The 19,942-nt window shown below is 60.4% G+C and carries 16 protein-coding genes; 10 read left to right on the top strand and 6 right to left on the bottom strand.

Annotated features, from left to right (window positions below; all coding sequences use genetic code 11):
* Window positions 1-98: 98 nt before the first annotated feature.
* From ACYYKW_RS03135 to ACYYKW_RS03110, 6 genes are read left to right on the top strand one after another with little or no spacing between them, the layout of a single operon-like run.
* A complete protein-coding gene (locus ACYYKW_RS03135; protein WP_464989448.1) occupies window positions 99-554 on the top strand; it encodes a hypothetical protein in 456 nt (151 codons plus the stop codon).
* Complete coding sequence (locus ACYYKW_RS03130) at window positions 551-1,747, top strand: beta-ketoacyl-[acyl-carrier-protein] synthase family protein (RefSeq protein ID WP_464989383.1); 1,197 nt, start codon at window positions 551-553, stop codon at window positions 1,745-1,747. The genes ACYYKW_RS03135 and ACYYKW_RS03130 overlap by 4 nt, the downstream gene beginning before the upstream one ends.
* On the top strand, window positions 1,744-2,208 hold the full coding sequence (locus ACYYKW_RS03125) for a hotdog family protein (protein ID WP_090280456.1): 465 nt from the start codon (window positions 1,744-1,746) through the stop codon (window positions 2,206-2,208). The genes ACYYKW_RS03130 and ACYYKW_RS03125 overlap by 4 nt, the downstream gene beginning before the upstream one ends.
* Entirely contained in the window at window positions 2,201-2,929 is a 729-nt protein-coding gene (gene fabG / locus ACYYKW_RS03120) for a 3-oxoacyl-ACP reductase FabG (RefSeq protein ID WP_336355901.1), read from the top strand. The genes ACYYKW_RS03125 and fabG overlap by 8 nt, the downstream gene beginning before the upstream one ends.
* Window positions 2,929-4,155, top strand: coding sequence for a beta-ketoacyl-ACP synthase (locus tag ACYYKW_RS03115; RefSeq protein ID WP_464989382.1), 1,227 nt, complete (start codon window positions 2,929-2,931; stop codon window positions 4,153-4,155). The genes fabG and ACYYKW_RS03115 overlap by 1 nt, the downstream gene beginning before the upstream one ends.
* 25 nt (window positions 4,156-4,180) lie before the next feature.
* The gene (locus ACYYKW_RS03110) at window positions 4,181-4,984 is read left to right on the top strand and encodes a hypothetical protein (protein WP_093105720.1); all 804 of its coding nucleotides are present in this window, start codon (window positions 4,181-4,183) and stop codon (window positions 4,982-4,984) included.
* Between the two features lie 213 nt (window positions 4,985-5,197).
* Here ACYYKW_RS03110 and ACYYKW_RS03105 read toward each other — a convergent pair whose 3' ends face one another.
* Complete coding sequence (locus ACYYKW_RS03105; protein ID WP_093105725.1) at window positions 5,198-5,581, bottom strand: type II toxin-antitoxin system PemK/MazF family toxin; 384 nt, start codon at window positions 5,579-5,581, stop codon at window positions 5,198-5,200.
* A gap of 212 nt (window positions 5,582-5,793) precedes the next feature.
* On the opposite strand from ACYYKW_RS03105, the gene ACYYKW_RS03100 reads away from it, so the two are divergent.
* Complete coding sequence (locus tag ACYYKW_RS03100; RefSeq protein WP_093105729.1) at window positions 5,794-6,231, top strand: excinuclease; 438 nt, start codon at window positions 5,794-5,796, stop codon at window positions 6,229-6,231.
* Window positions 6,232-6,346: 115 nt separating this feature from the next.
* Here the strand turns inward: ACYYKW_RS03100 and ACYYKW_RS03095 are convergent, their stop codons facing one another.
* Window positions 6,347-7,243: a LysR family transcriptional regulator gene (locus ACYYKW_RS03095; RefSeq protein ID WP_464989381.1), complete on the bottom strand. Its 897-nt coding sequence runs from the start codon at window positions 7,241-7,243 to the stop codon at window positions 6,347-6,349.
* 179 nt (window positions 7,244-7,422) lie between these two features.
* On the opposite strand from ACYYKW_RS03095, the gene ACYYKW_RS03090 reads away from it, so the two are divergent.
* From ACYYKW_RS03090 to ACYYKW_RS03080, 3 genes are all read left to right on the top strand, one after another.
* The gene (locus ACYYKW_RS03090) at window positions 7,423-8,640 is read left to right on the top strand and encodes an MFS transporter (protein WP_464989447.1); all 1,218 of its coding nucleotides are present in this window, start codon (window positions 7,423-7,425) and stop codon (window positions 8,638-8,640) included.
* Window positions 8,641-8,718: 78 nt separating this feature from the next.
* Window positions 8,719-9,987 (top strand): AAA family ATPase, encoded by a 1,269-nt coding sequence (locus tag ACYYKW_RS03085; RefSeq protein ID WP_464989380.1) that lies wholly within the window; start codon window positions 8,719-8,721, stop codon window positions 9,985-9,987.
* A complete protein-coding gene (locus ACYYKW_RS03080; RefSeq protein ID WP_464989379.1) occupies window positions 9,984-10,628 on the top strand; it encodes a retron system putative HNH endonuclease in 645 nt (214 codons plus the stop codon). The genes ACYYKW_RS03085 and ACYYKW_RS03080 overlap by 4 nt, the downstream gene beginning before the upstream one ends.
* Before the next feature lie 56 nt (window positions 10,629-10,684).
* Here ACYYKW_RS03080 and hemE read toward each other — a convergent pair whose 3' ends face one another.
* The 4 genes from hemE to ACYYKW_RS03060 form a co-directional block, all read right to left on the bottom strand.
* Window positions 10,685-11,752 (bottom strand): uroporphyrinogen decarboxylase, encoded by a 1,068-nt coding sequence (gene hemE / locus ACYYKW_RS03075; RefSeq protein ID WP_093105744.1) that lies wholly within the window; start codon window positions 11,750-11,752, stop codon window positions 10,685-10,687.
* A 247-nt stretch (window positions 11,753-11,999) separates the two neighbouring features.
* Window positions 12,000-13,418, bottom strand: coding sequence for an FAD-dependent oxidoreductase (locus tag ACYYKW_RS03070; RefSeq protein ID WP_464989378.1), 1,419 nt, complete (start codon window positions 13,416-13,418; stop codon window positions 12,000-12,002).
* 126 nt (window positions 13,419-13,544) lie between these two features.
* Window positions 13,545-17,990 carry a glutamate synthase large subunit gene (gene gltB / locus ACYYKW_RS03065; RefSeq protein ID WP_464989377.1) on the bottom strand — a complete coding sequence of 1,482 codons (4,446 nt, stop codon included), beginning with the start codon at window positions 17,988-17,990 and terminating at the stop codon, window positions 13,545-13,547.
* Between the two features lie 351 nt (window positions 17,991-18,341).
* Complete coding sequence (locus ACYYKW_RS03060) at window positions 18,342-19,934, bottom strand: AAA family ATPase (RefSeq protein WP_464989376.1); 1,593 nt, start codon at window positions 19,932-19,934, stop codon at window positions 18,342-18,344.
* Between the last annotated feature and the right edge of the window lie 8 nt (window positions 19,935-19,942).

Genomic DNA, 19,942 nt, shown 5'->3' with positions numbered 1-19,942 from the left:
GTGTGTCAGTCAACCAAAATGCTCAATGTGCCGTCGCTATCGCTGGCAAGCCAGCTCCCACAGGGGTATCTGTGCGGCGACTGTTGGTGATCGGCGTGATGCTGTTGTTAAGTGCCTGCGCCAGCCAGGCGCCGCTGCCCGCAGCCAACCCGACCTTGCCCCTGCCGCTGCAACTGCACATCGAACGCCAGCAGGCCGGGCAGCGTCAGGACTGGCTGTTGGTGATCCAGCGCGAAGGCCCGGGCATCCGCTGGTCGATGATGGATCCGCTGGGCATCCCGCAAGCCCGTCAGCAATTGGTCAACGGCCAGTGGCAGGCCGATGGTCTGCTGCCGCCGAACCCCGAGGCGCGGGAATTGTTTGCCGCGCTGCTGTTCGCCCTGACCCCGTCCGGCGAACTGCTGCGCAACTATCCCGCCGCGCAGCAACAGGACGAGCAACGCTCCCTGCCCGCGCGCTGGAGCATTGACTATGCACAACCGTTGAGCTTCGAATTGACCCTGCCGCAAGGCCCGCACTATCGCGTTTCCCCGCTCGGTGACTCCACGCCATGACCGCTTATCTGAATGCCCTCGGTGTGATCTGCGCGCTGGGCCGTGACAAACACGAAGTCTCGCGCAAGCTGTTTGCCGGCGATTGCTCGGGCCTGCGCCGTGAATCGGCCTGGGTGCCGCAGCGCGCGCTGCCGGTGGCCGCCGTGCCCGGTGGGCTGGCGCCGATCCCGGCGGAACTGGCCGAGCACAGCACGCGCAACAATCAATTGCTGCTCGAAGCCGCGCTGCAGATCCGCGACGACATCGAGCAAGCGATCCAGACTTACGGCCACGAGCGCATCGGCGTGGTGCTCGGCACCAGCACCTCGGGCATCGACGAGGCCAGCCGGGGTCTGGCGCACTACATCCGTGAGCAGCATTTCCCGGCCGAATACGATTATCGGCAACAGGAACTCGGCGCCCCGGCGAATTTTCTCGCCGAGTGGCTGCAACTCAGCGGCCCGACGTATGTGATTTCCACTGCGTGCACTTCCAGCGCCCGGGCGCTGATGAGCGCTCAGCGCCTGCTCGACCTGGGCCTGTGCGACGCCGTGCTGTGCGGCGGTGTCGACAGCCTGTGCAAACTGACCCTGAACGGTTTTTCCTCACTGGAAGCGATGTCGGACGAGCGTTGCAATCCGTTCTCGGCCAACCGCAATGGCATCAATATCGGTGAAGCGGCGGTGCTGTTCGTGATGAGCAGACAGCCAGGCGCAGGCCCGGCTATCGCGCTGCTCGGTGCTGGCGCCAGTTCCGATGCGCACCATATTTCCGCCCCGGAACCGAGCGGTCGCGGCGCCCTGCAAGCTATGCAGAAAGCCCTGAGCCGCGCGCAGCTGCAAGCAGCGCAAATCAACTACCTCAACCTGCACGGCACGGCGACCCAGCACAACGACGCCATGGAAAGTCTGGCGGTCGCGGCGCTGTTTGCCGAAGGCGTCGCCTGCTCCTCGACCAAGCCGCTGACCGGCCACACCCTCGGCGCTGCCGGCGCGCTGGAAGCGGCGTTTTGCTGGCTGAGCCTGAGCGTCGACAACCACGAGCACGCCTTGCCCCCGCACGTCTGGGACGGCGCGGCCGATCCTGCTCTGCCTGCGCTGAACTGGGTGACCGCGAGCACACGCCTGTCGTCCATTGCACCGCGCTACCTGATGAGCAATTCGTTTGCCTTCGGCGGCAACAACGTCAGCCTGATTATCGGAGACGCCCCATGACCCCCTGGCCGCTCGCCGAACTGTTGCCGCATGCCGGCGACATGATTCTGATCGACGCGATCGAGCGTTTCGACGATGAGCAGATTTTCACCCGCCTCACGGTCCAGCCGGACGGCCTGTTCAGCCTCGCCGACGGCAGCCTGCCGGCATGGGTCGGCATCGAGCTGATGGCGCAAAGCGTCGCCGCGTTCGCCGGCTGTCACGCGCGGCAGAAAGGCAATCCGGTCGAGCTGGGTTTCCTGCTCGGCACGCGCAAGTTCGAGTGCAACGTCGAAGCTTTTCCCGCCGGCAGTCAACTGACCGTCCACGGCCTGCGCTCGCTGGAAGACGACAACGGCATGGGCGTGTTCGAATGCCATATCCACGGCGACGGCATCCACGCCAGTGCGCGGCTGAATGTGTTTCGTCCGCCGCAGGCCACTCAATATCTGCAACAAACCAAGGAGTCGAACGATGACTGAATCGGTACTGGTCACCGGCTCCAGCCGTGGCATCGGCCGCGCCATTGCCCTGCGCCTGGCGCAAGCCGGGCACGATATCGTCCTGCATTGCCGTAGCGGCCTGGCGCAAGCGCAAGCCGTTCAGACTGAAATCCAGGCGCTGGGGCGCAATGCACGCATCCTGCAATTCGACGTGGCCGAGCGCGAAACCTGCAAAGCCATTCTTGAAGCCGACGTCGAAACCCATGGCGCCTATTACGGCGTGGTGCTCAATGCCGGTCTGACCCGTGACGGCGCCTTCCCCGCGCTGAGCGATGACGATTGGGACGTGGTCCTGCGCACCAACCTGGATGGTTTCTACAACGTCCTGCACCCGGTGATGATGCCGATGATTCGCCGCCGCGCCGCTGGGCGGATTGTTTGCATCACTTCGGTTTCCGGGCTGATCGGCAACCGTGGCCAGGTCAATTACAGCGCCTCCAAGGCGGGCGTGATCGGCGCGGCAAAGGCATTGGCGATCGAGCTGGGCAAGCGCAAAATCACCGTTAACTGCGTCGCCCCGGGCCTGATCGACACGGCGATGCTCGATGAAAACGTGCCGGTGGAAGAGCTAATGAAAATGATCCCCGCGCAACGCATGGGCACCCCGGAAGAGGTGGCCGCTGCGGTGAATTTCCTGATGTCGGCGGAAGCCTCGTACATCACCCGTCAGGTTTTGGCGGTCAACGGAGGCTTGTGCTGATGAAGCGCGTCGTCGTCACCGGCATGGCCGGCATCACCTCGCTGGGCAGCGACTGGGACACCATCGCCGGCCACTTCGCCGCCAACCGCAGCGGCATCCGTCGCATGCACGAGTGGGACCGCTTCAGCGAACTGAACACGCGCCTGGCCGGCCCCATCGACGACTTCGTAGTGCCCGCGCACTGGACGCGCAAGCAACTGCGCAGCATGGGCCGGGTGTCGCGGCTGGCGGTCGGTGCCTCGGAAAGAGCCCTGGCCGATGCCGGGCTGCTCGGCAACGAATCGATCAAGGACGGCCGCATGGGCGTCGCGTGCGGCTCGTCCACCGGCAGCACCGATGAGATCAAGGCGTTCGGCAACATGTTGCTCAACTCGGTAGCCGAGGGGCTCAACGCCAACTCCTACGTGCGGATGATGCCGCACACCACGGCGGCCAACATCAGCATCTTCTTCGGCCTCACCGGCCGCTTGATCCCGACCTCCAGCGCCTGCACCAGCGGGAGCCAGGGCATCGGCTACGCCTATGAATCAATCAAGTTCGGTCGCCTGCCGCTGATGCTCGCCGGCGGCGCCGAAGAGCTGTGCCCGACTGAAGCCATGGTCTTCGACGCGCTCTACGCCACCAGCCTGAAAAACGATGCGCCGCAGACCAGCCCGCGCCCATACGACAAGGGCCGCGACGGTCTGGTTATCGGTGAGGGTGGCGGCATGCTGGTTCTTGAAGAACTGGAACACGCCCTCGCCCGTGGCGCGCGCATTCACGCCGAGATCGTCGGTTTCGGCAGCAATGCCGACGGCCAGCACACCACGCGCCCCGAGCAAGTGACCATGCGCCGCGCGATGGAGCTGGCACTGGAAGACGCCGGTTTGACGCCGGATGCGATCGGTTATGTAAATGGTCACGGCACCGCTACAGAACAGGGCGACATTGCCGAAACACTGGCAACCAGCAGTTTGTTCGGCGAACGCATGCCGATCAGCTCGCAGAAAAGTTTTCTCGGCCACACCCTTGGCGCCTGTGGCGCGCTGGAGTCGTGGTTCAGCATCGAAATGCTCAACCGCGACCTGTACGTGCACACATTCAACCTCGACGAGGTCGACCCGCACTGCGGCAAGCTCGATTACCTGCGCGGCGAATTCCGCCAGATGCATCACGACTACGTGATGAACAACAATTTCGCTTTTGGTGGCGTCAACACCTCGTTGATTTTCCGCCGCTGGCACTGACCGCAAGACGTTTGGAGTGAAGGGAATGACTCAGTTTCACCGCATCGCCGCTTTGTTGGCACTGATCCTGGTGCTCGGCGGTTGCACCAGCAAACCGGTGTACAACGCCAAGGAAGAGTTCTCGCCGAACCTGGGCTTCACCCAGCAGCAGATGAGCCGCGCGATCGTCACCGCGCTCAATGATCGGCAATGGGTGGTGCAATCGGTGCGCCCGGGCATGATCAAAGCAGCAATCACCGTGCGCGGTCGCCATCACGCCGAAGTCGACATTCCGTTCAGCCCGACCTCGTTCGAGATCGACTACCGCAGCAGCTACGGCCTCAATGCCAAGGACGGCAAGATCCACGGTAACTACAACCGCTGGGTCAACCGCCTGCGTGACAACGTGCTGAAAGAACTGTCGATCAACCCGGACATCGAAGCCGTCAACAACCTCGGCATCATCAAACAGGGCGCTGACGAGCCGACCTACCTGAGCTTCCGCGAAGGCGTCAAACGCGCCACCGACGCCGGCCTGCTCGATGGCAGCGTGAAGTTCTATCTGGCCGGCGAAACCCTGCCCAAGCAAGTGCGCAAACTCGACACCGTGAGCAGCAGCCGCAAGACCAACGGCTCGAACAAATCCGACGAAGACGCCTGCTTCTGGGCTCTGCAATCCGCCCTCGCGACCCTGCAGAACGCCGCGAAAAACGCCGACGCCAACGCCGTGATCAACATCGCCAGCGTCGACCAGCGCGACCTGTACAAAGACACCGAAAAATTCCAGTGCCGTGCCGGGACACTGGTGTCGAGCGTAGCGTTGCGCGGGGATCTGGCGCACGTCGATTGAGTGGATTGTAGAAACGACAAAGGGCGCCTTTCGGCGCCCTTTCACAAACAGGTTGGCTTGTCATTGCCGGTCACCTGTCCGGCTCTGCGATGGCTGGTATCCAGGATCCTCAGAGTCTCACAAGCCCCTTGCGGGAACGGCCTCAGTATTGCTCGAATCGCCGCCCCCGGGCAACGGCTGGCGTTTGGCCTTGCAGTGCCACTCTCAACGCCACTACAGCCCAAGCGCCCGTCTGACCGCAGCTTTAACCGCGCAGAACTCTTCTGTTGCAAGTTGTGAAATGAGGTAGACACGTTTTCCTGTCCGGTCTTTGCTTTTGATCCGGTCCAGCCGGGAGAGGCTAACGGTAGCGACCATATCGCATTTTGCCCAACATCTCGGACGAGCGCCTTGTAGATGGCTGGGGAGTTCGAAATGGTGATCAAGTAAACAATCCGGCGCAGTTGTACTGAGTGGCACGACCGTCACCAGCATACTGTTTGTCCGGTGTTTGCGTATCACAACTACAGGTCGGACCTTGATCATCTCAGGCACTTCATAACCTCTGAAATCGCAAATCAGAACGCTGCCCTCCTTGGGCTGGTATCGAAGCGGCATCCATCGCACTCTCTGAAAAGAAACGATTTTGCGCAGGAAAACAAATACTCACTAAAACACTTCGTAACCGCAAATGTAGGTAAAACGCCTCATAGGCCTGATCGCTTCTAAACAGCATCTACACTCGCTCATACAGGCCTCGACTCAAGCCTGCCGGGACAGAAGGCTTCGTCAAGCACTCGCCGCTCCCTTTCACCGTCAAGGAGATGACCATGCAAGCGAAAGCCCTGCTCGCCGCTGCGCTTTTCACGCTGCTGCCTGGAGCCAGCCACGCGACCAACCTGATGTACATGCCCTTCGAAACCGTGCTGTCGGATGCAATTCGCGCCGGGCGGCTGGATGGCAGTGTGAAGTTCTACCTGATCGGCAACGGGCCGAAGGGCACTCAGCAGTTGTTGCGGCGCGGCGTGGTCAGTGATCTGAAGACCAATGGTTTCAACAAGAGCGATCACCATTCCTGCGAGTGGGTGTTGCAGTCGAACCTGATCAAGTTACAGGCTGATGCCAAGCGGGTCGGGGCGAATGCGGTGGTCAATATCGTCAGTTACTACGACCAGCGTGTGCGCAAAGATTTGAATACCTACGAGTGTCGGGCGGGGATTTTTGTGACGCGGGTGGCGCTGAAGGGGGATTTGGTGCGGTTGCCTTAGTCAGCGCTCTGATGTCTTTGGCGCTGCTTCTGGCCTCTTCGCGAGCAGGCTCGCTCCCACCTTGGAATGCGTTCCCCTGTGGGAGCGAGCCTGCTCGCGAAAAGGCCAGAAGCCTTCACATAGAGTCGACTTTGCGCGTGAGCAAATCTACGAACGCCTTGGCCATCGGCGATTTCTGATCCTTGCGCTGCACCAGCCACACCGCAGACACCGCTTGCGGATCGAGCAACGGTCGGTAGACCACGCCGTCGATGCGCATCCGCTGATAGGACGCCGGCAGCACCGAAACCCCCAACCCCGCTGCGACCAGACCGATGATGGTCATCGCCTCCCCCGCCTCTTGGGCGAAGTGCGGGCTGAACCCGGCGTCTCGAGCCAGGCTCAATAACTGTGCGTACAAGCCGCTGCCGTAGCTGCGCGGAAAGAACACGAACGGTTCCAGTGCCAGCGCCGAGAGAAACAGCCCTTGCTCGGAGCCTTGCGCCAATGGATGCGTGGAGCTGAGTACCGCGACCAACGGCTCGCGCATCAATTCGACCACGCTCAACGACTCCGGCAACCCCAGCGGACGCATGATGCCGACCTCGATCGACTCGTCCACCAATGCATCAGCGACCATGGTACTGCTCATCTCACGCAGGTTCAGATGCACCGCCGGGAAACGCTGGCGAAAGGCAAAGATCGCCTGCGGAATCGTCGAGTTGAACGGCGCCGACGAGGTGAAACCGATCTTCAATTCGCCCAGTTCACCCAACTGCGCCCGGCGCGCAACATCGGCGGCCTTATCGACCTGCGCCAGCGCCAATCGCGCCTCCTGTAGAAACAGCCGCCCGGCTTCGCTGAGTTCGACCCGACGATTGGTCCGCTCAAACAGGCGCGCGCCCACCTCTTGCTCCAGCGCCTGAATTTGCTGGCTCAGCGGCGGCTGGGAAATGCCCAGCACTTGTGCCGCGCGGCCGAAATGCAGTTCCTCGGCGACGGCAATGAAGTAGCGTAGATGGCGCAGTTCCATGGATTTCTCATTAGGTCGTTAAAGCTATCAAACAGGTCGAACAATATATTGGATAGAAACATTAGCCAGCTATATGATTTTTTCATTGCCTGCCTGGCTGTGCTCCCCCGAGGTCTGAAGTGAAAACCGCCGTTGCGCCATTAGCCCATGAAGTCCCGCCTGCTGCAGCGGACGATGCCATCGCCGAGCTGCAGGACATATTTATCGAAAAAGGCACAGCGGCGTTCATGCGCACGGTGTTGGCGCTGTTCTGCGGTGGTTTCGCAACGTTCGCCTTGCTCTATTGCGTGCAGCCGATGATGCCGCTGCTGTCCCATGAATACGGGATCAACGCGGCGCAGAGCAGCCTGATCCTTTCGGTGGCTACCGGTATGCTCGCCTTCGGTCTGCTGATCACCGGGCCGATTTCCGATCGGGTCGGGCGCAAACCAGTGATGGTCGCCGCCTTGTTCGCCGCTGCGCTGTGCACCATGGCCAGCGCGATGATGCCGAGCTGGCACGGCGTTCTGATCATGCGCGCCCTGATCGGCCTGTCACTCAGTGGCCTGGCGGCAGTGGCGATGACTTATTTGAGTGAAGAGATTCATCCGCAACACATCGGTCTGGCGATGGGCTTGTACATCGCCGGCAACGCGATTGGCGGGATGAGCGGACGCTTGATTACCGGGGTGCTGATCGACTTCGTCAGTTGGCACACGGCGATGCTGGTGATCGGCGGCCTGGCGCTGATTGCGGCGGCGGTGTTCTGGAAAATCCTTCCCGAGTCGCGCAACTTCCGCTCACGCTCATTGCATCCGCGCAGCCTGCTCGACGGTTTCACCATGCACTTTCGCGACGCCGGGCTGCCGCTGCTGTTTCTTGAAGCGTTTGTATTGATGGGCGCGTTCGTCACGCTGTTCAACTACATCGGCTATCGCCTGCTGGCGGCGCCGTACCACCTCGATCAGGTGTACGTCGGTTTGCTCTCGGTGGTGTATCTGTCAGGAATCTACAGCTCGGCGAAGATCGGTTCACTGGCGGACAAACTGGGGCGGCGCAAAGTGCTCTGGGCAACAATTGCGCTGATGTTCGTCGGCCTCGCGCTGACGATGTTCGCACCGCTGCTGTTGATCATCGTCGGCATGCTGATCTTCACCTTCGGCTTCTTCGGCGCGCACTCGGTGGCCAGCAGCTGGATCGGCCGCCGCGCGACCAAGGCCAAGGGCCAGGCATCGTCGTTGTACCTGTTCAGCTATTACGCCGGGTCGAGCATTGCCGGCACGGCGGGCGGGGTGTTCTGGCATTTGGGCGGGTGGAACGGAATCGGGTTGTTTATTGGAGTGCTGTTGCTGATTGCGCTTGGGGTGGCGTTGAAGCTGGCGAAGTTGCCGCCGCTGGGCGGTGTCAAAAAGGTTTAGCCACAACTGCGCGCTAGCGGTAATCGCGGGCCAAGGTACACTGACGGCATTCGACTGCTTTGGTAAAGGGAAGCCAGAATGCGCCTGGACCGTCTCCACATTCAGAATTTTCGTTGTTACGAAGATGCCACTTTTGACTTTCAGCCGGGGTTCAATCTGGTGGTGGGAGTTAACGGGAGTGGCAAGACGTCACTGCTCCAGGCCATCGCTGTTTCCTTCATCGAATTCGCCAATGCAGTGAAGCGCAGTGAAATCTCTGTCAAAGATGAAGATATCCGGTTCGTCATAGACCGCTTTGAAAATCGGAGCCGTTTCGAACGCCAATATCCTCTGCTGGTACAAGGGTCAGGCCGGATTTTCGGTGCAACCAACTGGATTCTGAAACAAGAGGGAGAAAGCCTTCCTCCTCTGGTGAACTCCGAATTTGACGTTGAGATGGTCAAGCTCAAGCAGCGAATCAACTTGGCCATGCCAGTCGATTTACCGGTGCTGGCGTTCTATCGCTCCAATCGTCGATGGCAAGGAGCAGGCATATCTGCTGAGTTTGCGGCGAAACAACGCCTGTCGCGTTTCGATGGATATGCCAACTGGTTCGATGCGGTTGCTGATCTCAGCGATTTCGAAAGCTGGTTGATCGGCAGAACGCTGGAGCGAATGCAGAATCTTCTGGATTCCAATCAACAATCAGCAAATTTCGACGACGAACTTGATCGGGTCAACTCAGCTATCGCCTGTGCGATTCCTCATGCGCGAAATCTTCGTTTTGATCTCAGGTTACAAAGCTTGCTGATCGATCTGGATCAAAAAACCATTCCATTCGGTGATCTGAGTGATGGTCAACGCGGCATGGTGGCCCTCTTCACTGACATTTCCCGCCGTATGAGCATCCTCAACCCCCACATGGGCAAGGACGTCCTGAAGAACACTTCAGGCGTGATCATCATCGACGAATTGGACATCCATCTGCATCCAGCGTGGCAACGAAGCATCGTTCCGGCACTGCGGCAGGCATTCCCCAAAGTCCAATTCATTGCCGCCAGTCACTCTCCCCAAATCATCGGCAGCTTGGAACCCAAAGAGGTGATCGTCCTGCACAATGGCGAATCGTCTCACCCTCGAGTCACCTATGGTCTTGATTCCAGCAGTGTTCTTGAAGAGGTGATGGGGGTTGATCAACGCGAACCTGAAATTGAAGCGCTGCTCTCAGAGATGTTTTCGACATTGGAAGACAACGACCTTGTGAAGGCAAGAACGCAGCTCGATGCGCTGAAAAAGAGGGCCCCGGATCTTCCAGAATTTGCTGGCGCAGAGGCACTTATCAGGCGCAAGGAGATCATCGGCAAATGAAGCGAGTGCTCAAAGGAACTGAACCCGCCTCATTTACAGATTGGAAAAACTCGGCGAATGAAGAGTGGGTACCAACGTATCCCACGCTGCTGAATCCGCAAAAGCGAGAGTTGCACGCAGCCCTCTTACAGGAACAAGGATCGCTGTGCTGTTACTGCGGCAGAGAAATAGAAGCGGCTACCAGCCACATCGAACACTTCAGGCCCCAGGAAAGCTTTGAAAATCTGGCCCTGGACTATCAGAATCTTTTCGCCTCCTGCCTGCGCGAAACCAGACCCGGCAACCCACTGCATTGTGGGCATCGCAAAGGAAACTGGTTTGAAGAAGCTTTGCACATATCTCCGATGGATGAGCAATGCGAACTACGCTTCAGATACCTGCAGAACGGCGAAATTCAGCCAACGAACTGTAATGACTCTCCCGCCGGCAAAATGATTGAAATTCTGGCGCTCGACATTGCCTACCTCACCAATCGGCGCCGCGATACGATCCGTCGATTATTTGATGATGAATTTATTGCGAGCGCCAGCAATGATGACCTTGATCGCCTCGTCAATGTTATTCGAGCTGCCGGGCCCTCCGATCAAAAGCCCTTCGACCACATCATCGCCCGCTACGCCGAACAACTTCTGGGTCGCTAAAGTCATCGCAAACAAAAACGCCCGGCATAAGCCGGGCGTTTTCTATTGGGCGGCGATCACTCGTGATACTGCGCCGACAGCTCATGCACCGCGCGCAAAAATGCGCCGGCATGTTCCGGGTCAACCTCTGGCGTGATGCCGTGGCCAAGGTTGAACACATGCCCGCTGCCCTTGCCGTAGCTGGCCAGGATACGCCCGACTTCGGTGCGGATCGCTTCCGGTTTGGCGTAGAGCACGGTCGGGTCCATGTTGCCTTGCAGCGCGACCTTGTCGCCGACACGGGCGCGGGCATTGCCGATGTCGCAGGTCCAGTCCAGACCGAGGGCGTCGGCGCCGGCCTCGGCGATGCTCTCCAGCCACAGGCCGCCGTTTTTGGTGAAAAGGATCACCGGCACCTTGCGGCCATCATTCTCGCGGATCAGGCCGCTGACGATTTTCTTCATGTAGGCCAGGGAAAATTCCTGATAGGCAGCCGCGGACAGGTTGCCGCCCCAGGTATCGAAGATCTGCACCGCTTGCGCACCGGCCATGATCTGGCCGTTGAGGTACGAGGTCACCGACTGCGCCAGTTTGTCCAGCAGCAGGTGCATGGCTTGCGGGTTGTCGTAGAGCATCGCTTTGGTCTTGCGGAAGTCCTTCGACGAACCGCCTTCGACCATGTAGGTCGCCAGGGTCCACGGGCTGCCGGAGAAGCCGATCAGCGGTACGCGGCCGTTGAGTTCGCGGCGGATGGTGCTGACCGCGTCCATCACATAGCCAAGATCCTTATGCGGATCAGGGATCGGCAGGGCTTCGATGTCGGCCATCGTGCTGACGACTTTCTTGAAGCGCGGACCTTCACCGGTCTCGAAGTACAGGCCCTGGCCCATGGCGTCGGGGATGGTGAGGATGTCGGAAAACAGGATCGCCGCGTCCAGTTGCGGATAGCGGTCGAGCGGTTGCATCGTGACTTCGCAGGCGAATTGCGGATTCATGCACAGGCTCATGAAGTCGCCGGCGTGGGCACGGCTGGCGCGGTACTCCGGCAGATAGCGACCGGCCTGGCGCATCATCCACACAGGGGTGACGTCAACGGGTTGCTTGAGCAGGGCGCGGAGGAAGCGGTCGTTCTTCAGGGCAGTCATGTCGGCATCCGGAAAAAAAGTGCGGGCATTTTCTCAGAGCGCGAGGCAAAAGGCACGGATGTGGGTCAGCCTTTTGTCTATCGGGTCAATTTATCGCGTTGGAACACTGACTTTGCAACACAACAAAACACTGTGGGAGCTGGCTTGCCAGCGATGCAGACAACTCGGTTCGTCAGGTAAACCAAGGTGATGCTATCGCTGGCAAGCCAGCCCCCACAGGTATTGCATTGCAGTCAGCCGGACGGGTTTAGACGCCCAGGTAATCGAGGATCCCTTCAGCCGCATTGCGCCCTTCGAAGATCGCTGTCACCACCAGGTCGGAACCGCGCACCATGTCGCCACCCGCAAAGATTTTCGGGTTGCTGGTCTGGTGCTTGTACTGGCCTTGCTCAGGCGCAACGACGCGGCCCTGGCTGTCGGTCTGGATTTCGAACTGTTCGAACCACGGCGCCGGGCTCGGACGGAAGCCGAAGGCGATGACCACGGCGTCGGCCGGGATGATCTCTTCGGAACCGGGAATCGGCTCGGGGCTGCGACGGCCACGGGCATCCGGTTCGCCAAGACGAGTCTCGACGACTTTCACGCCTTCAACCTTGTCTTCACCAACGATGGCGATCGGCTGGCGGTTGTAGAGGAATTTCACGCCTTCTTCCTTGGCGTTCTTCACCTCTTTGCGCGAGCCGGGCATGTTCGCTTCGTCACGACGATAAGCGCAGGTCACCGACTTGGCCCCCTGGCGGATAGAGGTGCGGTTGCAGTCCATCGCCGTGTCGCCGCCGCCGAGAACCACGACTTTTTTGCCTTTCATGTCGACGAAATCTTCCGGCGACTTTTCAAAGCCCAGGTTGCGATTGACGTTGGCGATGAGGAAGTCCAGCGCGTCATAAACGCCCGGCAGATCCTCACCGGCAAAACCGCCCTTCATGTAGGTGTAGGTGCCCATGCCCATGAACACCGCATCGTATTCGCCGAGCAGTTGCTCCATGGTCACGTCTGTGCCGACTTCGGTATTCAGCCGGAACTCGATGCCCATGCCGGTGAAGACTTCGCGGCGATTGCTCAGCACGGTCTTTTCCAGCTTGAACTCGGGGATGCCGAAGGTCAGCAGACCGCCGATTTCCGGGTTCTTGTCGAACACCACTGGCGTTACGCCACCACGCACCAGCACGTCGGCACAGCCCAGTCCCGCCGGGCCCGCGCCGATGATCGCGACACGTTTGCCGGTCGGTTTGACCTTGGACATGTCCGGGCGCCAGCCCATGGCGAACGCAGTGTCGGTGATGTACTTCTCGACCGAACCAATGGTCACCGCGCCGAAACCGTCGTTGAGGGTGCACGCACCTTCGCACAGACGATCCTGCGGGCAAACCCGGCCACAGACTTCCGGCAGGGTGTTGGTCTGGTGCGACAGCTCGGCGGCCTGGAGGATGTTGCCCTCGGCTACCAGCTTCAGCCAGTTGGGAATGAAGTTGTGCACCGGGCACTTCCATTCGCAATACGGGTTGCCGCACCCCAGGCAGCGGTGGGCCTGGTCGGCCGACTGCTGGGGTTTGAACGGTTCGTAGATTTCGACGAACTCTTTCTTGCGTTGACGCAACAGTTTCTTCTTCGGATCCTTGCGCCCGACATCGATGAATTGAAAGTCGTTACTGAGACGTTCGGCCATCACTAAAACCTCTTACACGACAGCTCCAAGCTACTAGCTTCAAGCTGCAAGAAAATCACATTAGTCCGGTACAACGCGCACTAGCTTCAGCTTGTCGCTTGAAGCTAGTGACTTGCAGCTGCGTCGTTATTGCGGGCTCGCACGAGTACTGGAGAGCAGAGATTTCAGACTCGCCGCCTTAGGTTTGACCAGCCAGAAACGACGCAGATAGTCATCGAGGTTTTCGGCGAGTTCACGACCCCACTCGCTGTCGGTTTCGGCGACGTACTCGTTCAGCACGTTTTGCAGGTGGCTGCGATAGGCTTCCATCGCCTCGCCGCTGATCCGCTGGATTTCCACCAGTTCGTGGTTGACCCGGTCAACGAAGGTGTTGTCCTGATCGAGCACGTAGGCGAAACCACCGGTCATGCCTGAGCCGAAGTTGTAACCGGTCTTGCCCAGTACGCAGACGAAACCACCGGTCATGTACTCGCAGCAGTGATCGCCAGTGCCTTCCACGACGGTGTGGGCACCGGAGTTACGCACGGCGAAACGCTCGCCCGCGGTGCCAGCGGCGAATAGCTTGCCGCCGGTGGCGCCGTACAGGCAGGTGTTGCCGATGATGGCGCTTTCCTGAGTTTTGTAGACGCTGCCCTTGGGCGGCACGATGGTCAGCTTGCCACCGGTCATGCCTTTGCCGACGTAGTCGTTGGCGTCGCCTTCGAGGTACATGTTCAGACCGCCAGCGTTCCACACGCCGAAGCTCTGACCGGCCGTGCCTTTGAAACGGAAGGTGATCGGCGCTTTCGCCATGCCCTGGTTGCCGTGCTTGCGGGCGATTTCGCCGGAAATCCGCGCGCCGATCGAACGGTCGCAGTTGCAGATATCCAGGTCGAACTCGGCGCCGCTCATGTCGTTGATCGCCGACGATGCCATCTCGACCATTTTCTCGGCCAGCAGGCCCTGGTCGAACGGCGGGTTGCGCTCAACCCCACAGAACTGCGGTTTGTCGGCCGGGATGTGATCGCTGCCCAACAGCGGCGTCAGGTCCAGGTGGTTTTGCTTGGCGGTCTGGCCTTCGAGGATTTCCAGCAGATCGGTGCGACCGATCAGCTCTTCCAGCGAGCGCACGCCGAGCTTGGCCAGCCACTCACGGGTTTCTTCGGCGACGTAGGTGAAGAAATTCACCACCATGTCGACGGTACCGATGTAGTGATCCTTGCGCAGCTTCTCGTTCTGAGTGGCGACGCCGGTGGCGCAGTTGTTCAGGTGGCAGATACGCAGGTATTTGCAGCCCAGCGCGATCATTGGTGCGGTGCCGAAGCCGAAGCTTTCGGCGCCGAGGATCGCAGCCTTGATCACGTCGAGGCCGGTTTTCAGACCGCCGTCGGTCTGCACCCGGACCTTGCCGCGCAAGTCGTTGCCACGCAGGGTCTGGTGGGTTTCAGCGAGACCAAGCTCCCACGGTGCGCCAGCGTATTTGATCGAGGTCAGCGGCGAGGCACCAGTGCCACCGTCGTAGCCGGAGATGGTGATCAAGTCCGCATAGGCCTTGGCCACACCGGCAGCGATGGTGCCAACGCCCGCTTCTGCCACCAGTTTTACCGAAACCAGCGCCTGCGGGTTGACCTGCTTGAGGTCGAAAATCAGCTGCGACAAGTCTTCGATCGAATAGATGTCGTGGTGCGGCGGCGGCGAAATCAGGGTCACGCCCGGCACTGCATAACGCAGCTTGGCGATCAGCCCGTTGACCTTGCCGCCCGGCAGTTGCCCGCCCTCGCCCGGCTTGGCCCCTTGGGCAACCTTGATCTGCAGCACTTCGGCGTTGACCAGGTATTCCGGGGTCACGCCGAAACGGCCAGTGGCAACCTGCTTGATTTTCGAGCTCTTGATGGTGCCGTAACGCGCAGGGTCTTCGCCGCCTTCGCCGGAGTTGGAACGCGCACCCAGGCGGTTCATGGCTTCGGCCAAGGCTTCGTGAGCTTCCGGCGACAGCGCGCCCAGCGAGATACCGGCGGAGTCGAAGCGCTTGAGCACCGATTCCAGCGGCTCGATTTCGCTGAGGTCCAGCGGCGTATCGAGGGTCTTGACCTTGAACAGGTCGCGGATCATCGACACCGGGCGGTTATCGACCAGCGAGGTGTATTGCTTGAACTTGGCGTAGTCGCCCTGCTGCACGGCGGCTTGCAGGGTGTTGACCACGTCCGGGTTGTAGGCGTGATATTCGCCACCGTGGACGAACTTCAGCAGACCGCCCTGCTGGATCGGCTTGCGCGGACTCCAGGCTTCGACGGCCAGCGCTTTCTGCTCGGCTTCGATGTCGACGAAACGCGCACCCTTGATCCGGCTCGGCACGCCACGGAAGCTCAGGTCGCAGACTTCTTCGGACAGGCCGATGGCCTCGAACAGCTGCGCACCACGGTACGAAGCGATGGTCGAAATGCCCATCTTCGACAGGATCTTCAGCAGGCCTTTGGTGATGCCTTTGCGGTAGTTCTTGAACACCTCGTAGAGGTCGCCCAGCACTTCACCGGTACGGATCAGGTCGCCCAGCACTTCGTAGGCCAGGAACGGGTACACCGCCGAGGCGCCGAAACCGATCAGCACCGCAAAGTGGTGCGGATCGCGCGCGGTGGCAGTTTCAACAAGGATGTTGGAATCGCAACGCAGGCCTTTTTCAGTCAGGCGGTGGTGTACCGCGCCGGTCGCCAGGGATGCGTGGATCGGCAGTTTGCCCGGGGCGATATGGCGGTCGCTCAGGACGATCTGGGTACGCCCGGCGCGCACGGCGTCTTCAGCCTGATCGGCAACGTTGCGGATTGCCGCTTCGAGGCCGACGCTTTCGTCGTAATTGAGGTCGATGATCGCCCGTTCGAAACCCGGACGGTCGAGGTTCATCAACGAACGCCACTTGGCCGGGGAAATGACCGGCGAGCTGAGGATCACGCGCGAGGCGTGTTCCGGCGACTCCTGGAAAATGTTGCGCTCGGCTCCGAGGCAGATTTCCAGCGACATCACGATCGCTTCACGCAGCGGGTCGATCGGCGGGTTGGTCACTTGGGCGAACTGCTGGCGGAAATAGTCGTACGGCGTGCGCACACGCTGCGACAGCACGGCCATTGGCGTGTCGTCGCCCATCGAGCCCACGGCTTCGTAGCCTTGTTCGCCGAGCGGGCGCAATACCTGATCGCGCTCTTCGAACGTGACCTGATACATCTTCATGTACTGCTTGAGCTGATCGACGTCGTAGAACGCCGAACCGTGGTCGTTGTCTTCCATGGTCGCCTGAATGCGCAGGGCATTCTTGCGCAGCCATTGCTTGTACGGATGACGGGATTTCAGACGGTTGTCGATCGCATCGGTGTCGAGGATCTGCCCGGTTTCGGTGTCCACGGCAAAGATCTGACCCGGGCCGACGCGGCCCTTGGCGAGCACGTCTTCAGGCTGGTAGTTCCACACACCGATTTCCGACGCGAGGGTGATGAAACCATTTTTGGTGGTCACCCAGCGTGCCGGACGCAGACCGTTACGGTCGAGCAGGCACACCGCGTAGCGACCATCGGTCATGACCACGCCGGCCGGGCCGTCCCACGGCTCCATGTGCATCGAGTTGTACTCGTAGAACGCACGCAGATCCGGGTCCATGGTTTCGACGTTCTGCCACGCAGGCGGAATGATCATCCGCACGCCACGGAACAGGTCGATGCCACCGGTGACCATCAGTTCGAGCATGTTGTCCATGCTCGAAGAGTCGGAACCGACACGGTTGACCAGCGGGCCGAGCTCTTCCAAATCCATCAGATCGTTGCTGAACTTGGTCCGACGGGCCTGCGCCCAGTTGCGGTTACCGGTGATGGTGTTGATCTCGCCGTTGTGCGCGAGGAAGCGGAACGGCTGCGCCAGCGGCCATTTCGGCAGGGTGTTGGTGGAGAAGCGCTGGTGGAACACGCAGATCGCGGTTTGCAGACGCTCGTCACTCAGGTCTGGATAGAACGCGGCCAGATCGGCCGGCATCATCAGGCCTTTATAGATGATGGTCTTGTGCGAAAAGCTGCAGATGTAGTGATCGGTGTCGGCGGCATTGGCCACCGACGAACGGCGACGGGCGCTGAACAGCTTCACGGCCATGTCCTGATCGCTCAGGCCTTCGCCACCGATGTAGACCTGCTCGATCTGCGGCAGGCGCTCAAGGGCCAGACGACCGAGGACGCTGGTGTCGATCGGCACTTTGCGCCAGCCGATCAGTTGCAGACCTTCAGCGAGGATCTCGCGGTTCATGTTCTCGCGAGCGGCTTCGGCCTTGGCCGGATCCTGGTTGAAGAAGACCATGCCCACAGCATATTGCTTGGGCAACTCGACGCTGAAGGTTTCCTGGGCAATGGCTCGCAGGAACGCGTCAGGCTTTTGAATCAGCAGACCGCAACCGTCACCGGTCTTGCCGTCGGCATTAATCCCACCGCGGTGGGTCATGCAGGTCAGGGCCTCGATGGCCGTTTGCAAAAGGGTATGACTGGGCTCGCCCTGCATATGGGCTATCAGGCCGAAACCGCAGTTATCCTTGAATTCATCTGGTTGGTACAGACCTGCTTTCATAGACACTTTCTCACCAGGCTGCCTCTATTCGAGGCAAATTTCTTTTCAATTCAACCACTTGCGTACCGCGCCGAACGTACGCCGGCTTCGCGGGGGCAAAAGGGTGGTCATTGTACACAGCGACACAGAGGCTCACAAATTTGACGACGAACTGTCGCAAATTCATGTCGCATTTGTGAAAGGTTTAAAGCGATCTGCTGTGCTAGTCAAAACTTTTTTAAATTCTGACCGCAACGACTCAAAGACTACTGTGACGCAGACACCACAAGGCACGCATCCTTTTCAGAAAGCGCGCACTTATGGAGATTTTGAGGTGCCGGGAGAGGCGGCCTGGGTAAGGCCGCCGAATCTTCAGCGAGTTGTTGCCAGTTCCTGTTGGACGCTGGCGACAGTGCGAGGCCAAGGTTTACCAGCCTGAACCTTCGCTGGCAAGGCCTTGATGGCAGAAACGGCCGCATCACGATTGGCAAAATTGCCATAGGTGATCACATACAGCGGCTTGCCGTTGAGGACTTTCTTGAAATAACGGTACTCGCCGCCCTGCTCCTTGACGAAGTTCTGCGCGGCGGTTTCCGAGCTGGTGCCGAGGATCTGCACCACGTAGTTGCCGGTCGGCTGACCGGCGTACCAGCTGCCACCGGCAGCCTTGGCGACGGTCACAGGCTTCTCGGCCGGTTTCGCCGCAGCGACCGGTTTGGCCGGTGCTGGCGCCGGTTTGGCGACTGGCGCGGCCGGAGCAGGCTTGGCCGTGGCGACTTGCGTCGGGGCTGGCGTCGGCTTGGCGGCTGGCAACGGCACCGGAGTCGGCGCAGGACCGGCCGGCACACCGGCTGGCGGCGCGGAGGTGGTCACGGTCGGCGGGGTATCACTGGAGCCTTCCAGCGGCACGCCGTCGTCGCCTTCGGTGATGCCACCGGCCGCTTCGGCCAACGGCCCGCGCATGACCGGTTGCGAGTTGCCGACCAACGGCAGCGGCATCGGCTGGGTGTTGCCGGCGAATTCGACGTTGGGTGCCGCGCCATTGGCGGGCGCCTGACCCAGAGGCAACTGCGCCTGTTCATTGGCTGGCGCGCCGGTGGTCGGCGCCTTGTTGCGACCCGGCATCAGCCAGGCGGCAGCGACCGCGACCACCACGACGGCGGAAATCGCCAATACGTGTTTCTTCGGCATGTTGAACCCCATACTTGGACGCTTCACCGCGGAGCGGCTGGCAATCATGACTTCGATCAGAGCATCGCGAGCGACCTGGTTGATGTTGCCCGGCCAACCCTCGGAGCTTTCGTGAATATCAGAGATCTGATCCGCGGTGAAAAGTTCGACACCCCGGCCCGCGCCTTCGAGCCGCTGGTCGAGATATTCGCGGGTTTCTTCTTCGGTGTACGGCTGCAGTTCGATGACGTGGAAACGCTCTTCTTCAAGCTGCAACGCCTCAAGTTGAGCGATCAGCGACGACTCGCCGAACAGGAAAACATGCGGACGCCCTTCTGGCGTGCCGGCACCCAGCGCCATCAGCGCTTCGAGAGCAGACTCGTCGAGCTGCTCGGCGTCGTCCACCAGCAGATAGACTTCCTGACCGGTCAGGGCGAGCTGGACGACCTGTTCGAGAATCGCACCGACCTCAGCCTGGGCGACATCCAGCGCCTGCGCGATCTGGCGCAGCACACCGGCAGCATCGCCGGCGCCACGGGCGGAAACCACCACGCTCTGCACCGACTGTTTGTTGGTGCTGGCGACCAGCGCCTGACGCAGCAAGGTCTTGCCGCTGCCCTGCGGGCCGGTGACCACCAGCAGCAACTGGCTGTAGCGCGCCAGATGATGCAGTTGACCGAGCACCGGTTTGCGCTGGGCCGGGAAAAATTTGAAGCCTGGCACCCGCGGCGCGAACGGGTCGTGACTTAACTGGAAATGGCCGAGAAACGCCTCGTCGGCATGCAAACTAGTCATCGGAATCT

The sequence above is a fragment of the Pseudomonas sp. 15C genome, assembly GCF_055484735.1.
Note: the sequence above shows the minus strand (reverse complement) of the source record. Positions and strands in the feature narration are given on the sequence as shown.